The 14683-nt window shown below is 27.8% G+C and carries 13 protein-coding genes and 4 tRNA genes; 3 read left to right on the top strand and 14 right to left on the bottom strand.

Features of this window, described 5'->3' with window-relative positions; translation table 11 throughout:
• Positions 1–73: 73 nt before the first annotated feature.
• The 5 genes from ACYUET_RS18145 to ACYUET_RS18125 form a co-directional block, all read right to left on the bottom strand.
• Positions 74–148 (bottom strand) — tRNA-Glu (locus ACYUET_RS18145).
• Between the two features lie 17 nt (positions 149–165).
• A tRNA-Thr gene (locus tag ACYUET_RS18140) sits at positions 166–240 on the bottom strand.
• Between the two features lie 9 nt (positions 241–249).
• A tRNA-Val gene (locus tag ACYUET_RS18135) sits at positions 250–362 on the bottom strand.
• 14 nt (positions 363–376) lie between these two features.
• Positions 377–451 (bottom strand) — tRNA-Glu (locus ACYUET_RS18130).
• A 102-nt stretch (positions 452–553) separates the two neighbouring features.
• Positions 554–1138: a hypothetical protein gene (locus tag ACYUET_RS18125; RefSeq protein ID WP_460281966.1), complete on the bottom strand. Its 585-nt coding sequence runs from the start codon at positions 1136–1138 to the stop codon at positions 554–556.
• A 243-nt stretch (positions 1139–1381) separates the two neighbouring features.
• On the opposite strand from ACYUET_RS18125, the gene ACYUET_RS18120 reads away from it, so the two are divergent.
• Entirely contained in the window at positions 1382–2641 is a 1260-nt protein-coding gene (locus ACYUET_RS18120; RefSeq protein ID WP_460281964.1) for a BaiN/RdsA family NAD(P)/FAD-dependent oxidoreductase, read from the top strand.
• Positions 2642–2647: 6 nt separating this feature from the next.
• Here the strand turns inward: ACYUET_RS18120 and ACYUET_RS18115 are convergent, their stop codons facing one another.
• The 3 genes from ACYUET_RS18115 to ACYUET_RS18105 form a co-directional block, all read right to left on the bottom strand.
• Positions 2648–3412 (bottom strand): acyl-[acyl-carrier-protein] thioesterase, encoded by a 765-nt coding sequence (locus tag ACYUET_RS18115; RefSeq protein WP_460281962.1) that lies wholly within the window; start codon positions 3410–3412, stop codon positions 2648–2650.
• A gap of 279 nt (positions 3413–3691) precedes the next feature.
• Positions 3692–3874 (bottom strand): DUF1858 domain-containing protein, encoded by a 183-nt coding sequence (locus ACYUET_RS18110; RefSeq protein ID WP_219781261.1) that lies wholly within the window; start codon positions 3872–3874, stop codon positions 3692–3694.
• Between the two features lie 104 nt (positions 3875–3978).
• Positions 3979–5265 carry an adenylosuccinate synthase gene (locus ACYUET_RS18105; protein WP_460281961.1) on the bottom strand — a complete coding sequence of 429 codons (1287 nt, stop codon included), beginning with the start codon at positions 5263–5265 and terminating at the stop codon, positions 3979–3981.
• A 312-nt stretch (positions 5266–5577) separates the two neighbouring features.
• Here ACYUET_RS18105 and ACYUET_RS18100 point away from each other — a divergent pair, with 312 nt between their 5' ends.
• Complete coding sequence (locus tag ACYUET_RS18100; RefSeq protein ID WP_460281959.1) at positions 5578–6750, top strand: NAD(P)-dependent malic enzyme; 1173 nt, start codon at positions 5578–5580, stop codon at positions 6748–6750.
• Positions 6751–7059: 309 nt separating this feature from the next.
• On the opposite strand, the gene proC is transcribed toward ACYUET_RS18100, so the two are convergent.
• Positions 7060–7860: a pyrroline-5-carboxylate reductase gene (gene proC, locus ACYUET_RS18095; protein ID WP_460281957.1), complete on the bottom strand. Its 801-nt coding sequence runs from the start codon at positions 7858–7860 to the stop codon at positions 7060–7062.
• A gap of 118 nt (positions 7861–7978) precedes the next feature.
• Between proC and ACYUET_RS18090 the strand changes: the two genes are divergently transcribed.
• Entirely contained in the window at positions 7979–8320 is a 342-nt protein-coding gene (locus tag ACYUET_RS18090; RefSeq protein ID WP_460281955.1) for a protein phosphatase, read from the top strand.
• A 148-nt stretch (positions 8321–8468) separates the two neighbouring features.
• Here the strand turns inward: ACYUET_RS18090 and ACYUET_RS18085 are convergent, their stop codons facing one another.
• From ACYUET_RS18085 to ACYUET_RS18065, 5 genes are all read right to left on the bottom strand, one after another.
• Positions 8469–9791: a replicative DNA helicase gene (locus tag ACYUET_RS18085; protein ID WP_460281968.1), complete on the bottom strand. Its 1323-nt coding sequence runs from the start codon at positions 9789–9791 to the stop codon at positions 8469–8471.
• A 174-nt stretch (positions 9792–9965) separates the two neighbouring features.
• A complete protein-coding gene (gene lonC / locus ACYUET_RS18080) occupies positions 9966–11861 on the bottom strand; it encodes a Lon family ATP-dependent protease (protein ID WP_460281953.1) in 1896 nt (631 codons plus the stop codon).
• A 12-nt stretch (positions 11862–11873) separates the two neighbouring features.
• The gene (gene rplI / locus ACYUET_RS18075) at positions 11874–12320 is read right to left on the bottom strand and encodes a 50S ribosomal protein L9 (protein ID WP_460281951.1); all 447 of its coding nucleotides are present in this window, start codon (positions 12318–12320) and stop codon (positions 11874–11876) included.
• 2 nt (positions 12321–12322) lie between these two features.
• A complete protein-coding gene (locus tag ACYUET_RS18070; protein ID WP_460281949.1) occupies positions 12323–14260 on the bottom strand; it encodes a DHH family phosphoesterase in 1938 nt (645 codons plus the stop codon).
• A gap of 18 nt (positions 14261–14278) precedes the next feature.
• Complete coding sequence (locus tag ACYUET_RS18065) at positions 14279–14602, bottom strand: MazG-like family protein (RefSeq protein WP_460281947.1); 324 nt, start codon at positions 14600–14602, stop codon at positions 14279–14281.
• Positions 14603–14683: the final 81 nt, after the last annotated feature.

Genomic DNA, 14683 nt, shown 5'->3' with positions numbered 1-14683 from the left:
GCTCGAACCTGTGACCCTCTGCTTGTAAGGCAGATGCTCTCCCAGCTGAGCTATGCGCCCATAAGATGTAAAATGGTGACTCCTAGGGGAATCGAACCCCTGTTACCACCGTGAAAGGGTGGTGTCTTAACCGCTTGACCAAGGAGCCAAGTATAAAATTTTTAATGGAGCTGGCAATAGGAATCGAACCTACAACCTGCTGATTACAAGTCAGCTGCTCTACCGTTGAGCCATGCCAGCAACTTTATATGGCGACTCAGAAGGGGCTCGAACCCTCGACCTCCGGCGTGACAGGCCGGCACTGCTCGAACCTGTGACCCTCTGCTTGTAAGGCAGATGCTCTCCCAGCTGAGCTATGCGCCCATAAGATGTAAAATGGTGACTCCTAGGGGAATCGAACCCCTGTTACCACCGTGAAAGGGTGGTGTCTTAACCGCTTGACCAAGGAGCCATGCTTTTCTGTTTTTCGCGGCCGTGTTCCTGACCACATAGACTATAATACATAACTTTGGATTATGTGTCAACACATTTTTTCATTTTTTTATTTTTTTTTCTAAATTAATAGTTTATTATCACATTTATAATGACCCTTTATTGAATCTATAGCCTCTCCAAAGTTAGATAACATCTTATTTTTAGTTTGAATTTCTTTTTCTATATTAGATATTTCATTATAACAAATATTTAAAAAATCTTGCTCAGATATTTTATTCAATATTATATTATAACCTTGAGTTTTAAAGTTTTGTCCTGAAGAATTTACCTCTAAAGGAAATTTACCATTAACAAATAATATTAATTCTTTACTCCATATTCCTTTTTTATTTATTTTATATTTATCTCTCAAAACATTTAATTTAATAATTTTTTCATCTACTTCTTCTTCTAATGATTCTAATAAAGCATTATAAAAAAATACAGATATACCTTTAGTTAACTTAATTTTTAAAAATTCTCTATTATTAACTAGAAATTCATCAATTTTATTTTCTGCTATTAATTCCAAATCTTCTAATATAAAAACTTTTAAACCATCTCCTGTTGGATAATTTATCACCGCTTGGTCAAAATTCATTCTTCTAACTCCAAATATATTATCATAATCTTCTAACTGTTTATTTATTATCTTTGCCTTCATAAATATCCCACCTCATAAATTTTATATAAAATTCAAAATAGCACACAATTTATTTATATATAAGTTTATTATTCCTTGCTTTTAAGATTTATATTACTGTGATAAAATTTATTTAAATATTACCTTATGTTTTAACTAAATATTTTAAAATATAAATAAATAATAAAAATACTTGTATAAAAATCATATACTTAGTTAACTTTATATATGATTTAATCTTAATTATAAGGAGAATTAGTAATTATGATTCATCATGATTTAATAATCATTGGTGCTGGTGCCTCTGGTCTAATGGCAGGTATCATAGCTAAAGATTTAGGAATAGATGTTGCTTTAATAGAAGCAACCGATAGAATCGGTAAAAAGATTCTTACAACTGGTAATGGTAGATGTAATATTACAAACTCTAAAATTTCATATCCATATATAAATTTTCATAGTAAAAATAATAACTTTTTAAATGAAATTTTAAATAATTTTACAATAGAAGATACAAAGAGTATGTTTTTATCTTTAGGGCTCCCATTAATTGAACTTGAAAATGGTAAAATGTACCCTAAATCACTTCAAGCCTCTTCAGTAATAGATATTTTTAGAATGGCTTTGGAAGATAAAAATATTCCTATATATACTAATAGTAAAATTACTGATATAAAGAAATCAAAAAAATTTATACTTTATACTAAAAATGAAGATTTTAAAGAGTTTTCTTGTAATAAACTTATTTTAAGTTGTGGTGGTAAATCTGCTCCCAAAACAGGTTCTGACGGTTCTGGATATAAAATTAGTAAGTCATTAGGACATAAAATAATTGAACCGCTTCCTGGAATCGTACAATTAAAATTAGATTATCCCTATTTAAAAGCTCTATCTGGCGTTAAATTCGATGGAGAAGCTAGTATTATAATAGATGGAGTTGTTGTTCGTAAAGAAAAAGGAGAAATATTATTTACTGATTATGGTATATCTGGTCCACCTATACTTCAATTATCTTCACATGCTTCTGATGCTTTATACAAAGGAAAAAATGTAACCATAAGTGTTGATATGTTTCCAGATGAAAGCAAAGAGGAAATAGAAGATTTTATTTATACACACTTTTCTATTTTTAATTATAGAGAAATATCATCTAGCTTGATTGGAGTAATTAATAAAAAGCTAATTTCAACTATATTAAAAGACATAGGAGTAACAAATATTCATATATCATGTGATGAGGTAGATTGGAAATATAAAAAAGCTTTAATTGATAGATTTAAAAAGTGGGATTTTAAATGTATTGGTACTAATGGTTTCTCTAATGCTCAAGTTACATTAGGTGGAATTGATGTTGATGAAATATGTCCTACAACATTGGAATCTAAAAAAGTTAAAAATCTTTATTTTTGTGGAGAAATATTAGATGTCCATGGAGATTGTGGTGGATTTAATCTTCAGTGGGCTTGGAGCTCAGGATATTTAGCTGGTAAATCAGCCGCTATAAATAAAACAAATAAGGCTTAGTTTTTACTAAGCCTTATTTGTTTCTATCTTTCTCCACTCTGCTTCTAAAAGAGTTAATTCTACACCTTCATTATTTCTTATTTTATGATAAGATTTTAAACTATTTTCATCAATTTTTTTAACTGTTGCTGTTGCAGATATTTTATCTCCATAAGTAGTTTCTTTTTCAAAAACAACTTTAATTCTACTTAACTCATAATCTTTTACAACTTCAAGTGGCACTGCTTCCATTGCCCATTCAATATATTTCACATTATTTACATGCTTATTTGAGTCAATATCGCTATATCTTGTTTGGAATTCTCTATGAAATTGTTCTTCATCTACTTTTTCAATATCATCCATTTTTACATTGTGCTCCATATCGCTATCTACACCATAAAAATCATATTGTTCTTTTTGTATTCTCATAGGTCTTCTTTTTTCAATATTTATTAAGAAAAATAATGCTAAAGCTTCACCTATCAAATTTCCTCCTGAATCTCTAATAAAGTATTCTCTTAATCCATAAAACTTTTTAAATCCAACTGCTTGTGTTGTTAAATTTATAGTTTCTCCGTACTTAGGATATCTATACATCTTTATATCATACTTATAAAAAACCCAAGCACAATTATTATTAAGACAATATTCCATTCCACCGCCAATTAACTCTGATTGATGGCTACCAACATCGCATATAAAGTCTATTATAGATGATAATTTACATTTTAATGTATAATCTACTTCATAATAATGTATTTCATAGTCTTTTGAAAAACTTTTTCCCATATTAAACCTCCCATAGTATATCAAAATATAATGTACAAGTTCCAATAAGGTTTGTTCATTAATATAAATCTTATAATATTTATAAATAGTATGACTTACCAGTATAGTGAGGAACTTATATAAAAAAACTATTATAACTATAATTTTAATTTATTTTGAAAATTTTTCTTATAAATTAAATTATACTACAATATAAAAAATTTTTTTAATATAAGTAAAAATAAATAATATAATAAAAAGAGATTTCCTTAATGAAAGGAAATCTCTTTTTAAATTATACTATTTATTTAATGCTTCTAATAATTTTTCTAAATCTATTCCATGTACCATAGCAGCTTCTTCTATAGTTTCTGCTTGAGCTGATGGACATCCAACACATCCCATTCCAAAAGTCATTAGTACTTCAGCTTTAGATGAATCATTTTTAACAACTTCACCAATTGTCATGTCCTTTGTTATCATACATTTCACCTTCTTTGTTTATAAAATAAATTCTTACAAATATTATCTACAAAGAATTATATTTTATACTAAAAGTAAAGTCAAGGAAATAGAACCATAAATTATTATATAGTATCTATTCTCATAGTTTGATCTCTCTTAGGACCAACTCCAACTATTGAAATCTTAGTTTCTGTAAATTCTGCTATTCTCTTTAAGTATTTCTTTGCATTATCAGGTAATTCATCATAGCTTCTAACATCTGCTACAGTATCATCCCAACCATCAAATTCTTCATATACTGGTTCACATTTAGCTAAATCTTCTAAACTTGCTGGGAAGTAATCAATAACTTTACCATCAAATTTGTATCCAACACATACTTTAATTTTTTCTAAACCAGCTAATGTATCAATTTTAGTAATAGCTAATGAAGTTAATCCACTTACTCTTGCAGCAGTTTTAACTATAACTAAATCCAACCATCCACATCTTCTTGATCTTCCTGTAGTTACACCATATTCATGACCTTTTTCTCTTATCCAATCACCAGTTTCATCAAGTAACTCAGTTGGGAATGGACCTTTACCAACTCTTGTAGTATATGCTTTTGTTATTCCTACAGCATTAGTTATCATATTAGGTCCTATTCCTATACCACTACATACTCCTCCTGCTGTTGTATTAGATGATGTTACATAAGGATATGTTCCATAATCGATATCTAAAAGCATACCTTGTGCACCTTCAAATAATACTGTCTTATCTTCTTTGATTTTATTAAATACACTAACAGAAGTATCTTGAACAAATGGCTTTAATTTTTTACCAAACTCTAAATATTCCTTTAATATTTCATCAAAGTTTAGAGGTTCTCCTCCTAATACTTTAGTTATATAATCATTTTTCATATCTATATTTTCTCTTAATTTTTCAATAAATACATCTTCATGCATAAGGTCACAGACTCTAATTCCACATCTTTCATATTTGTCTGTATAACATGGTCCTATACCTTTTCCTGTAGTTCCTATGTCATTTTTACCTCTTGCTTTTTCTTTTAACACATCTAGTACTTTATGATATGGCATTATAAGTTGTGCTCTATCACTTACTATTAATTTTTCTGGTGTAACACTAACTCCTACACCTTCTAAATAATTTATTTCTTCAAATAGAGCCTTAGGATCTACAACTACTCCATTTCCTATTACATTTAGTTTGTCATCATATAAAATTCCTGATGGAATTAAGTGAAGTTTATATTGCTTATCGCCAACTTCTACAGTATGACCAGCATTGTTTCCTCCTTGAAATCTAACTACTACATCTGCCTCTTCTGCTAGATAGTCTGTCATCTTTCCTTTTCCTTCATCTCCCCATTGGGCTCCTAAAACAATAAATGCTGACATGTGTTTGCCTCCTTAAATAATAAGCTTTTAGCTTTAATTTAAATTATTCTTTAGAGATTTATACATTTATTTTAAATATAAGTAAAAAATAAATTTAGAGATATACTTATATACAAAAAATAAATTCTCCTTCTAAATAGTAGCAAAGTAGTTTCTTATGGTCAACCATATATCGAATATTTTTTTGATTTTTTTCATAATAATTCGTATAATTAGATTATATTGGTCAATTAATTATAATTTGATTTATACAATAACAGTTTTTCAGATGTAATATATCTAACTTTTATTAAAAATTTAAGGGGTGTTTTTGTGAACATTTATGAAGAATCTTTAAAATTCCATGAAGAAAAAAGAGGTAAAATAGAAATTAAATCAACTTGTAAAGTTGAAAATGCTAATGATTTAAGTCTTGCATATACTCCAGGTGTTGCAGAGCCTTGTCGTGAAATACATAAAGATCCTAACAAAGCATATATCTATACTCGAAAGTGGAACTCAGTAGCTGTCATTTCTGATGGTACTGCCGTTTTAGGCCTTGGAGATATTGGTCCACTTGCTTCATTACCAGTTATGGAAGGTAAAAGTGTTCTATTCAAAGAATTCGGAAATGTAGATGCATTTCCTATAGTTTTAGATACTAAAGATATAGATGAAATTGTTAAAACTATTTGCAATATATCTCCAACTTTAGGTGGCATAAATTTAGAAGATATTGCTGCTCCTAGATGTTTTGAAATAGAAAAAAGGTTAAAAGAAAAATTAGATATACCTGTATTTCATGATGACCAACACGGAACTGCTATTGTTGTTTTAGCAGGTTTAATAAATGCATTAAAAATAGTAAATAAAAATTTAAAAGATATAAAAGTAGTGATAAATGGTTCAGGTGCAGCTGGAACTGCTATATGCAAATTACTCCTTTCATCTGGCGTAAAAAATATTATAATGTGTGATATAAATGGAGTAATCACAAAAAATAAATCATCAAATAATCCTTATATGGAAGAGTTAGCTCAATTAACTAATCCAAATAATGAAGATGGTTTATTAAAGGATGCAATTAAAAATGCAGATGTATTTATTGGTGTTTCTGCTCCTAACATAGTTTCAAAAGAAATGGTTAAAACTATGAATAAAGATGGAATAATATTTGCAATGGCAAATCCAACACCTGAAATATTCCCTAATGATGCAAAAGAAGCTGGAATTAAGGTTATGGGTACAGGTCGTTCCGATTATCCTAATCAAATAAATAATGTTTTAGCTTTTCCTGGAGTTTTTAGAGGTGCATTAGATGTTAGAGCATCAGAAATTAATGAAGATATGAAAGTTGCTGCGGCTTACGCTATAGCAAATTCTGTAGATAAAAAAGATTTAAATCCTGATTGTATAATTCCAAAAGCTTTCGATTTAAATGTTCAAACTCTTGTTGCAGAAGCAGTTAAAAAAGCTGCAATTGAAAGTGGAGTTTCTCGTATATAAATATAATTATAAATTTAAAAGCACTGTGATATCTATAAATTAAATCACGGTGCTTTTTCATATAAACTCTAAATTTTATTCACAATAATTTTTTAAAAAATTATCCACATGAAAAAAAATTAAATTTATCCACAAGATTTTTTCTTTAAACTTTATCCACAAATTTATATATTAAAAATTATCCCCAAATAAAATTTAAATTTTTATTCACAAAACCGATGAATAATAGATTTTTATTTTTTAATAATTAAAATAAAAATTTTATATAGCCATATATATCTACTAAAAAATATTTTCTTCTACTCAGCATTACATACTCTTAGATTTTTCCGCACATTTAACCATCGCTTCTATAACTGAATTTCTAAAACCTTGTTTTTCTAATTCAGCAACTGCATCTATTGTAGTTCCTCCTGGAGAGCATACCATATCTTTTAATATTCCTGGATGTTTACCTGTATCTAAAACCATTTTTGCAGATCCAAGTAAAGATTGAGCAGCCATTTTATATGCTTTATCTCTACTTATACCAAGTTTAACTGCTGCATCTGCCATTGCTTCTATAAACATAAAAATATATGCTGGTGAAGAACCACATAAAGCAATAAATCCATGAAAATCCTTCTCTTCAAGTGTCACACACTCTCCAAAACTTTTAAATATTTTTGTACAATATTCCATATCTTCTTTTGTAATATTTTTATTTGGACAAACAGCTGACATCGCTTGGCCTACTAGTGCTGGTGTATTAGGCATACTTCTTATTATTTTATACTCATTACCTATCAAATCTTCCATATCTTTAATACTAATTCCAGCAGCTATACTAATTATTATTTGGTCTTCTCTTAAATTCTCTTTAATTTCTCCAATAACATCTTTAAACATATATGGTTTTATAGCTAAAATTAATACGTCCGAATTTTTAGCAACATAATTATTATCTAAAGTTGCTACTATTTTAAAATCATCTTCTAATTTTTTAGCTGAAGCTTCAGTTTTAGTAGAAACAATTATTTGATCATTCTTTGCAAATCCTGATGCAATTAATCCACCTACAATCGAACTTCCCATATTTCCACAACCTATAAATCCAATTCTTCTATTCATAATTTTCCCCCAATTTTTTATTATAAATTCTAATTTTAAGTTTTCCTCCACTATAATCATAGTATAGCTAGTCTTCTATTTCATAAAATATATTTATGTTAGAAGGGAGGTTATATCTATGAACAAAACTTCTATAATTCACTCTAACTCTTTAATAAATAAAGAAGAGTTTATTGATTTATTTTTAGATGAAACTATTGTAAAATCAAAAGCTCCTTCTATTAATATAGAAGAAACATCTAAAGCTTATTATATTGATATTTATTTCTTTTCCTACAAAGATAACTTTTTAAAAATATATTATAAAAATAATTTTTTGGTTTTTGAAATTAATAAAATTACTCAAGATTTAAATTGTTCTGTAAAAAGAATGTTTTATTTAAAAGATATTAATTTAGATAAAAGTTTCCTTTATGATTACAAAGATAAGGTTAAACTTATTATACCTAAAATTTTATAAAAATATATAAGTTCCAATAGAATTTTTTTTATTAATATAAATCTTAAAACATTTATAAATGATATAACTTATTAGTAACATAAAGGAACATATATATTAAATAATTAGATATAAATTAGTATAACTATTATCATACTAATTTATATCTTTATTCTTTGTGAATTACATCTAAATTACCAAATTTACTATATTGACCAAGCCATGCTAATTTAGCTGTACCTACTGGACCATTTCTTTGTTTTGCTATTATACATTCTGCCATATTTCTATCTTCTGTTTCTTTATTGTAATATTCATCTCTATATAAAAACATAACAACATCGGCATCTTGTTCAATAGATCCTGATTCTCTTAAGTCTGATAGCATAGGTCTATGGTCAGCTCTTTGTTCAGGTGCACGCGATAATTGAGATAATGCTATTACTGGGCATTCCATTTCTTTAGCCAATGCTTTAATCGATCTAGATATTTCTGATACTTCTTGTTGTCTATTATCGCTACCAGAACTTCCAGACATAAGTTGTAAATAGTCTATAACAATTAAATCTATTCCGTATTCAATTTTTAATCTTCTACATTTAGATCTCATTTCCATAACAGATACTCCGGCTGTATCATCAATATATACTTTAGCCTTAGATAATGGGCCTGTTGCCTTAGCGATATTTTCCCAATCTTTATCATCTAGTTCACCAGTTCTTAATCTTAACATATCAACATTAGCTTCAGAACAAAGTAATTTGTAAGCTAATTGTTCTTTAGACATTTCTAATGAAAAGATAACTACACTTTTTCCTTCTCTTAATGCTGCATGTTCTGCTATGTTAAGTGCAAATGTTGTTTTTCCCATAGATGGTCTAGCAGCTATAAGAACCATATCACCTTTTTGAAAACCAGATGTTTTAGCATCTAAATCACTAAATCCAGATCCTACACCTGTAATTTCACCTTTATTATTAAAAAGTCTCTCAATTTCAAGAAATCCTCTTTCCAAAACATCACTTAAGGGTTCAAAGTCTTTTGAAGTTTTCTTTTCTGCTATATCAAATATCTTCTTCTCCGCTATATCTAATACATCTTCTACTTCACCTTGCTTATTATAACTTTCTTCAATTATTGATGTTGAAGCTTTTATAAGTTTTCTTAAAATAGATTTTTCCTCTACTATTTTTATGTATGAAGTTAAATTTGCTGTAGTAGGAACTGATGAACTTATTTCACTTATATAAGTTACTCCCCCAGCCCTTTCAAGCATATCTATACTTTTTAAATGTTCTAATAGAGTTACTAGATCTATTGCTATATCTTTTTTAAACATATCTAATATAGCTCTAAATATTATTTTATGTCCATCTCTATAAAAATCTTCTTCTTCTAAATGTTCTAAAGTTTTAGCAATAGCTGTTTTATCTATTATCATAGAACCTATTACTGATTGTTCTGCTTCTATACTCTGTGGCAAACTCCTCATAATCTGATTTTCCAAACGCTACTCCTCCTCCCTTAAAAATTAAAAACTTTTATTTAAAATCAAATTAAACTTAATCTAATTTTACTCTATCTTCTAGATACATTAAAGAAAATAATAGTTTATAAATATACTTTAATAATTTAAAATAAGCTTCCTTACAAGGAAGCCTATTTATTATTTAAATACAATATCAATAACTTCTTCTATAGTGCTTACTGGAATAACTTCAATATCCTTAAGACCCAAAGGAACTTCTTTTTCATTATCTTTTGGAACTAAAACTCTCTTTATTCCTTTTCTTCTAGCACCATATATTTTTTCAAATATCCCACCTACAGGTTTTATCTTACCTCTTAAAGATATCTCACCTGTTATAGCTATATCTTGTTTTATAGGCTTTTTAAGCAATGAACTTATTATACATAAAGTAATAGCTGTTCCTGCTGACGGACCATCTATCTTCCCTCCACCTATAACATTAACATGAATATCATAATCTTTTACATCTTTATCAGTTATTGCTCTTATTACTGAAGCTGCATTAAATACAGAATCTTTTGCCATAGAACCAGCAGTTTCATTGAATCTAACTACACCGCTACCTTTCTTTTTGGCTTCAAAAACACTAGCCTCAATTTCAAGTGTAGATCCTAAGAATCCACTTACACCTAGCCCATAAATATGACCTATTTCATGTTCCTCAGAATTTTCAAATCTTTCAAAAGGGGTATATCTTCCTACTGAAAGTACTTCATTTAAATGTTCTAATTTTATTTCTATACTATCAGTAAGTTCCTTCTGCATATATAAAGCATATCCATATGCATCTGTTAATATATTTACAGCTTTTCTACCTTCAAATGTATAATTGCTAATCTTATCAGCAACTCCATTTTCTAATGTAACTTTTAATTTTTGAGCCGCCTTTTCTACTATTAGTTTTACATCATCTGATGATAATGGCTCAAAATAGACTTCTGTAGCTCTTGATCTTAAAGCTGGATTAATTTCACTAGGACTCTTTGTTGTAGCACCAATTAAAACAAAATCAGCTGGTGCTCCATTATCAAAAAGATACTTTATATATTTAGGAGTCATTTCATCATCTGGATCATAGTATGATGATGAAAATTCAACTCTCTTATCTTCTAACACTTTTAAAAGTTTATTTTGAAGTATATGATCTAATTCTCCTATTTCATCAATAAATAATACACCACCATGAGCTTCAGTAACTAAACCTGGTTTAGGCTCTGGTATTCCTGATTCTGATAAATATCTTTTACTTCCTTGATATATTGGGTCATGTACAGATCCTAATAAAGGATTTGTTATTTCTCTTGGATCCCATCTTAAAGTAGTACCATCAACTTCAACAAATTTTGATTTATCATCAAATGGTGTAAAATCTAATTTTTTTGATTCTTTAAGTGCAAGTCTTGCTGCTGTAGTTTTCCCTACACCTGGTGGCCCATATAAAATTATATGTTGTGGATATGGTGAAGAAAGTTTTGAAATTAATGATTTAATAGCTCTTTCTTGACCTACCACTTCTTCAAAACTCTCTGGTCTTAAGAAGCTCATTATATTTTTGCTGGTCACTTTATTATCTAAATCAACTAAATGTTCAAGTTTATTTAAAGTTTTTTTATTTTCAATACCTTTTTCTTTTTTAATAATTGAAAGTTTTACTTCATCAATATATTTTTCTTGCTTCTCTATAATTGCCTGTTCAACTTTCATTTCTATCTTACTTTGAACATATTTTCTCGCAATTTCATCAACAACTAAATTTATTGTATCTTTAATAGCTTGCTCTAATTCCTCTTCTTTAGGGATTTTCTTTAACCCTTCCCCTTCAGATAAAATGGTATTTAAAGCAAATATTCTTTCACAACTATTAGTTGAATTTATATATTTATCTAATTTAAATCTAATTGTTCTAGATTTTAATGCACCTTTATCTAAAATATTTTTAATTATATTAAATAAAGAATCTATTTGAGATTCTAAAGATAAATTACCATCCATTATATCCTTTAATAAATTTGTCTCTTCATTTGAATTCAAAACAAGTCCTCCTTATTGCTGTGGAACTATTATTACTTTCATTTTTGTACTAACCTCTGGATATAGTTTAACTTCTATTTCATAATTTCCTGATAATTTTATTGTATCCATAACTATTTTCTTTTTATCTATTTCAACCTTATATTCAGTCTTTATTAACGCTGAAATATCTTTACTTGTTATAGCCCCAAATAATTTTCCATTTTCCCCAGTTTTAGTTTTTATTGTTATCTCTTTTCCTTTTAATTCTCCAGCTAATTTTTGCGCTGCTTCAAGTTCAGCTAATTTTTGTTTTCTTTCATTTTCTTTTTTATTATTTAATATATGCATATTAGATTCTGTAGCTTCTTGTGCTAATTTCCTAGGAAATAAGAAATTTCTTGCATATCCATCTGATGATTCGATAACATCACCTTTTTTACCTAATTTTTTAACATCTTGTAATAAAATAACCTTCATAATTAGTCTCCTACCTTTAAATATTTTTTTATTGTTTCTTTTAAATCATAAATAACATCTTCTATTTGTGCATTTGATACTTTTGCACCTGCTATATTCATATGGCCACCGCCACCTAAAGCTTCTAATACAACTTGAACATTAATTTCTCCAGCTGATCTTCCACTAATATATACATCTTCATTAACTTGTGCCAAAACGAATGATACATTAATACCCGATAAATTTAAAAGTTCATCTGCTGATTTTGCTACAATTACAGTATCTACGTTTTTAGGACATATTGCAATAGCTATATTCTTATTTACTTCTGCTGATTTTATTGTTTCTGCAATAAGAATATAATTTTCTAAATTATCACTAAACATTTTCTTAATTTCAATAGTATCTGCTCCTGCTTTTCTTAAAAATGATGCAGCTTCAAATGTTCTTACACCTGTTTTGAATGAAAAACCTTTTGTATCCATAAATATTCCTGCCAATAAACCGTCTGCTTCTATTGCTGTTAATTTAGGTCTATCAACCATATACTGAATAATTTCAGTTACCATTTCTGATGTTGAAGAAGCATATACCTCTATGTAATTTAATATATCCCCCTCAATCATATCTGCTGATCTTCTATGATGATCTATTATTACTTTCCTTTTTGCTTTATTAATTAATTCTAAATCTAATACATAGCTTTTATTATGAACATCTACTACTATTATTAAAGTTTCATCATCTAATTCCGCTTTAGCTTTTTCAGCTGATATAAATAAATCACTATACTTAGTCTCATCCATAAGGTTATCTAAATAATATTCTATAGCACTTATATCATTTTGCAAAACTATTTTGCATGATTTACCAATTTGTTTAATAACACTAGATAGACCCATAGCTGCTCCAAAACAATCCATATCAGGGTTCTTATGTCCTATTATATATACTTTGCTACTTACATACACTAACTCAGTTAATGCATGTGCTACTACTCTTGCTCTAACTCTAGTTCTTTTTTCTATTTCTTTAGTATTTCCACCAAAAAACTTTATTTCATCCTTATTTTTCACTACAGCTTGATCTCCACCTCTACCTAGCGCTAGTTCTTTAGCTGTATTAGCATATTTATAATTTTCTGATGGTGATACTCCACCTCTTCCAACTCCAATACTTAAAGTAACTTCTAGTTTATTTCCTTTGTCTATATTGGAAATGTCATCTAATAATTTAAATTTTTCATCGATTTGCTTTTTTATATAATTATCTTGAATTGATAATACATATTTATTAGTATCATATTTTTTAATCATTGCCTTTAAATTATTAGCATATGCATTTATAGTTCTTTCTATTTCTGCTACTAATAATGGTCTATTGCCTTCTTCAGTAGTATCTAAAGCCTCGCTAAAGTTATCTACCTCAATTAACATGATGCTTTCTTTTGTTGTCTCATATCCTATAAGCTCTGTTATATCATTAAAATATACTAAGTATAAATCTTCTCTATCTTTAAGTTTTATTTTAGTTGCATAAGTATCATATAATTTACCTTTTATTTTTAACCTCTGATGTTTACTTTCATCACTAAAAATACGTTCTAAATTTAGACCTCTAGCAATACTTAAAATATTTTTATCTAAAGATTCTTCATTCGATTTTATATTATTGAAAATATTATTACTCCACATAATATCTCCATTTTTTTCTACTAAAGCTAATGGATATACAAATTGAAATATATTATTTTCTATTCCCTTATCTAGAGTTCCTATAAATTCATTAATATTATTTTCACGGTTCCAATAATAATTTAACTGATAAAAATTATCCAACAAGTAAATTAAAAAAATTATAAATGCTATTCCTATATAATTATAATAACATAAAATTAATGAACTCATAATCAATATAATAGGCTTAAGTAACCTTTTTATAATCGTTACTCTTTTCATAAAAAGCCTCCTACTTTATTAATAATCTCTCCTATTATTAATATATAATTTTAATCTACTTAAACTCCTACCATCTTTTTCAACTTCATCTTCTGCACGTATTCCTAATTCTAATTTTTTCTTCATTGTATGATCAACTTCTGCGAAAGAATACCCTAATTTTTCTGCAAGAACATATAATATACTTATTGCACCTGAGATACAATCTAATATGGAATTATGAGCTATATTACTCCCTTTGGTTAGTAATCTAAAAAATTCACCAATAATACAAAGTAATTGTGCTTTTAAATTTTCTATTATTTTAACACTAGTCATTATATTTAATTCTTCTTTCTTCATCTATATCACCTCTTATCTCAGTCCTTGTATACTTATTTTAAATTTTTTTAACTAGTAATGCAAGGCATTATAATATTTATT

This window comes from Clostridium sp. CTA-5 (assembly GCF_054768135.1).
The sequence above is the reverse complement of the archived record's forward strand: the minus strand, read 5'-3'. Positions and strand labels throughout refer to the sequence as shown.

Coding starts and splice junctions, on each gene's coding strand:
- ACYUET_RS18125 (WP_460281966.1), bottom strand. CDS start 1,138: ATGAAGGCAAAGATAATAAATAAACAGTTAGAAGATTATGATAATATA.
- ACYUET_RS18120 (WP_460281964.1), top strand. CDS start 1,382: ATGATTCATCATGATTTAATAATCATTGGTGCTGGTGCCTCTGGTCTA.
- ACYUET_RS18115 (WP_460281962.1), bottom strand. CDS start 3,412: ATGGGAAAAAGTTTTTCAAAAGACTATGAAATACATTATTATGAAGTA.
- ACYUET_RS18110 (WP_219781261.1), bottom strand. CDS start 3,874: ATGATAACAAAGGACATGACAATTGGTGAAGTTGTTAAAAATGATTCA.
- ACYUET_RS18105 (WP_460281961.1), bottom strand. CDS start 5,265: ATGTCAGCATTTATTGTTTTAGGAGCCCAATGGGGAGATGAAGGAAAA.
- proC (WP_460281957.1), bottom strand. CDS start 7,860: ATGAATAGAAGAATTGGATTTATAGGTTGTGGAAATATGGGAAGTTCG.
- ACYUET_RS18090 (WP_460281955.1), top strand. CDS start 7,979: ATGAACAAAACTTCTATAATTCACTCTAACTCTTTAATAAATAAAGAA.
- ACYUET_RS18085 (WP_460281968.1), bottom strand. CDS start 9,791: ATGAGGAGTTTGCCACAGAGTATAGAAGCAGAACAATCAGTAATAGGT.
- rplI (WP_460281951.1), bottom strand. CDS start 12,320: ATGAAGGTTATTTTATTACAAGATGTTAAAAAATTAGGTAAAAAAGGT.
- ACYUET_RS18070 (WP_460281949.1), bottom strand. CDS start 14,260: ATGAAAAGAGTAACGATTATAAAAAGGTTACTTAAGCCTATTATATTG.
- ACYUET_RS18065 (WP_460281947.1), bottom strand. CDS start 14,602: ATGAAGAAAGAAGAATTAAATATAATGACTAGTGTTAAAATAATAGAA.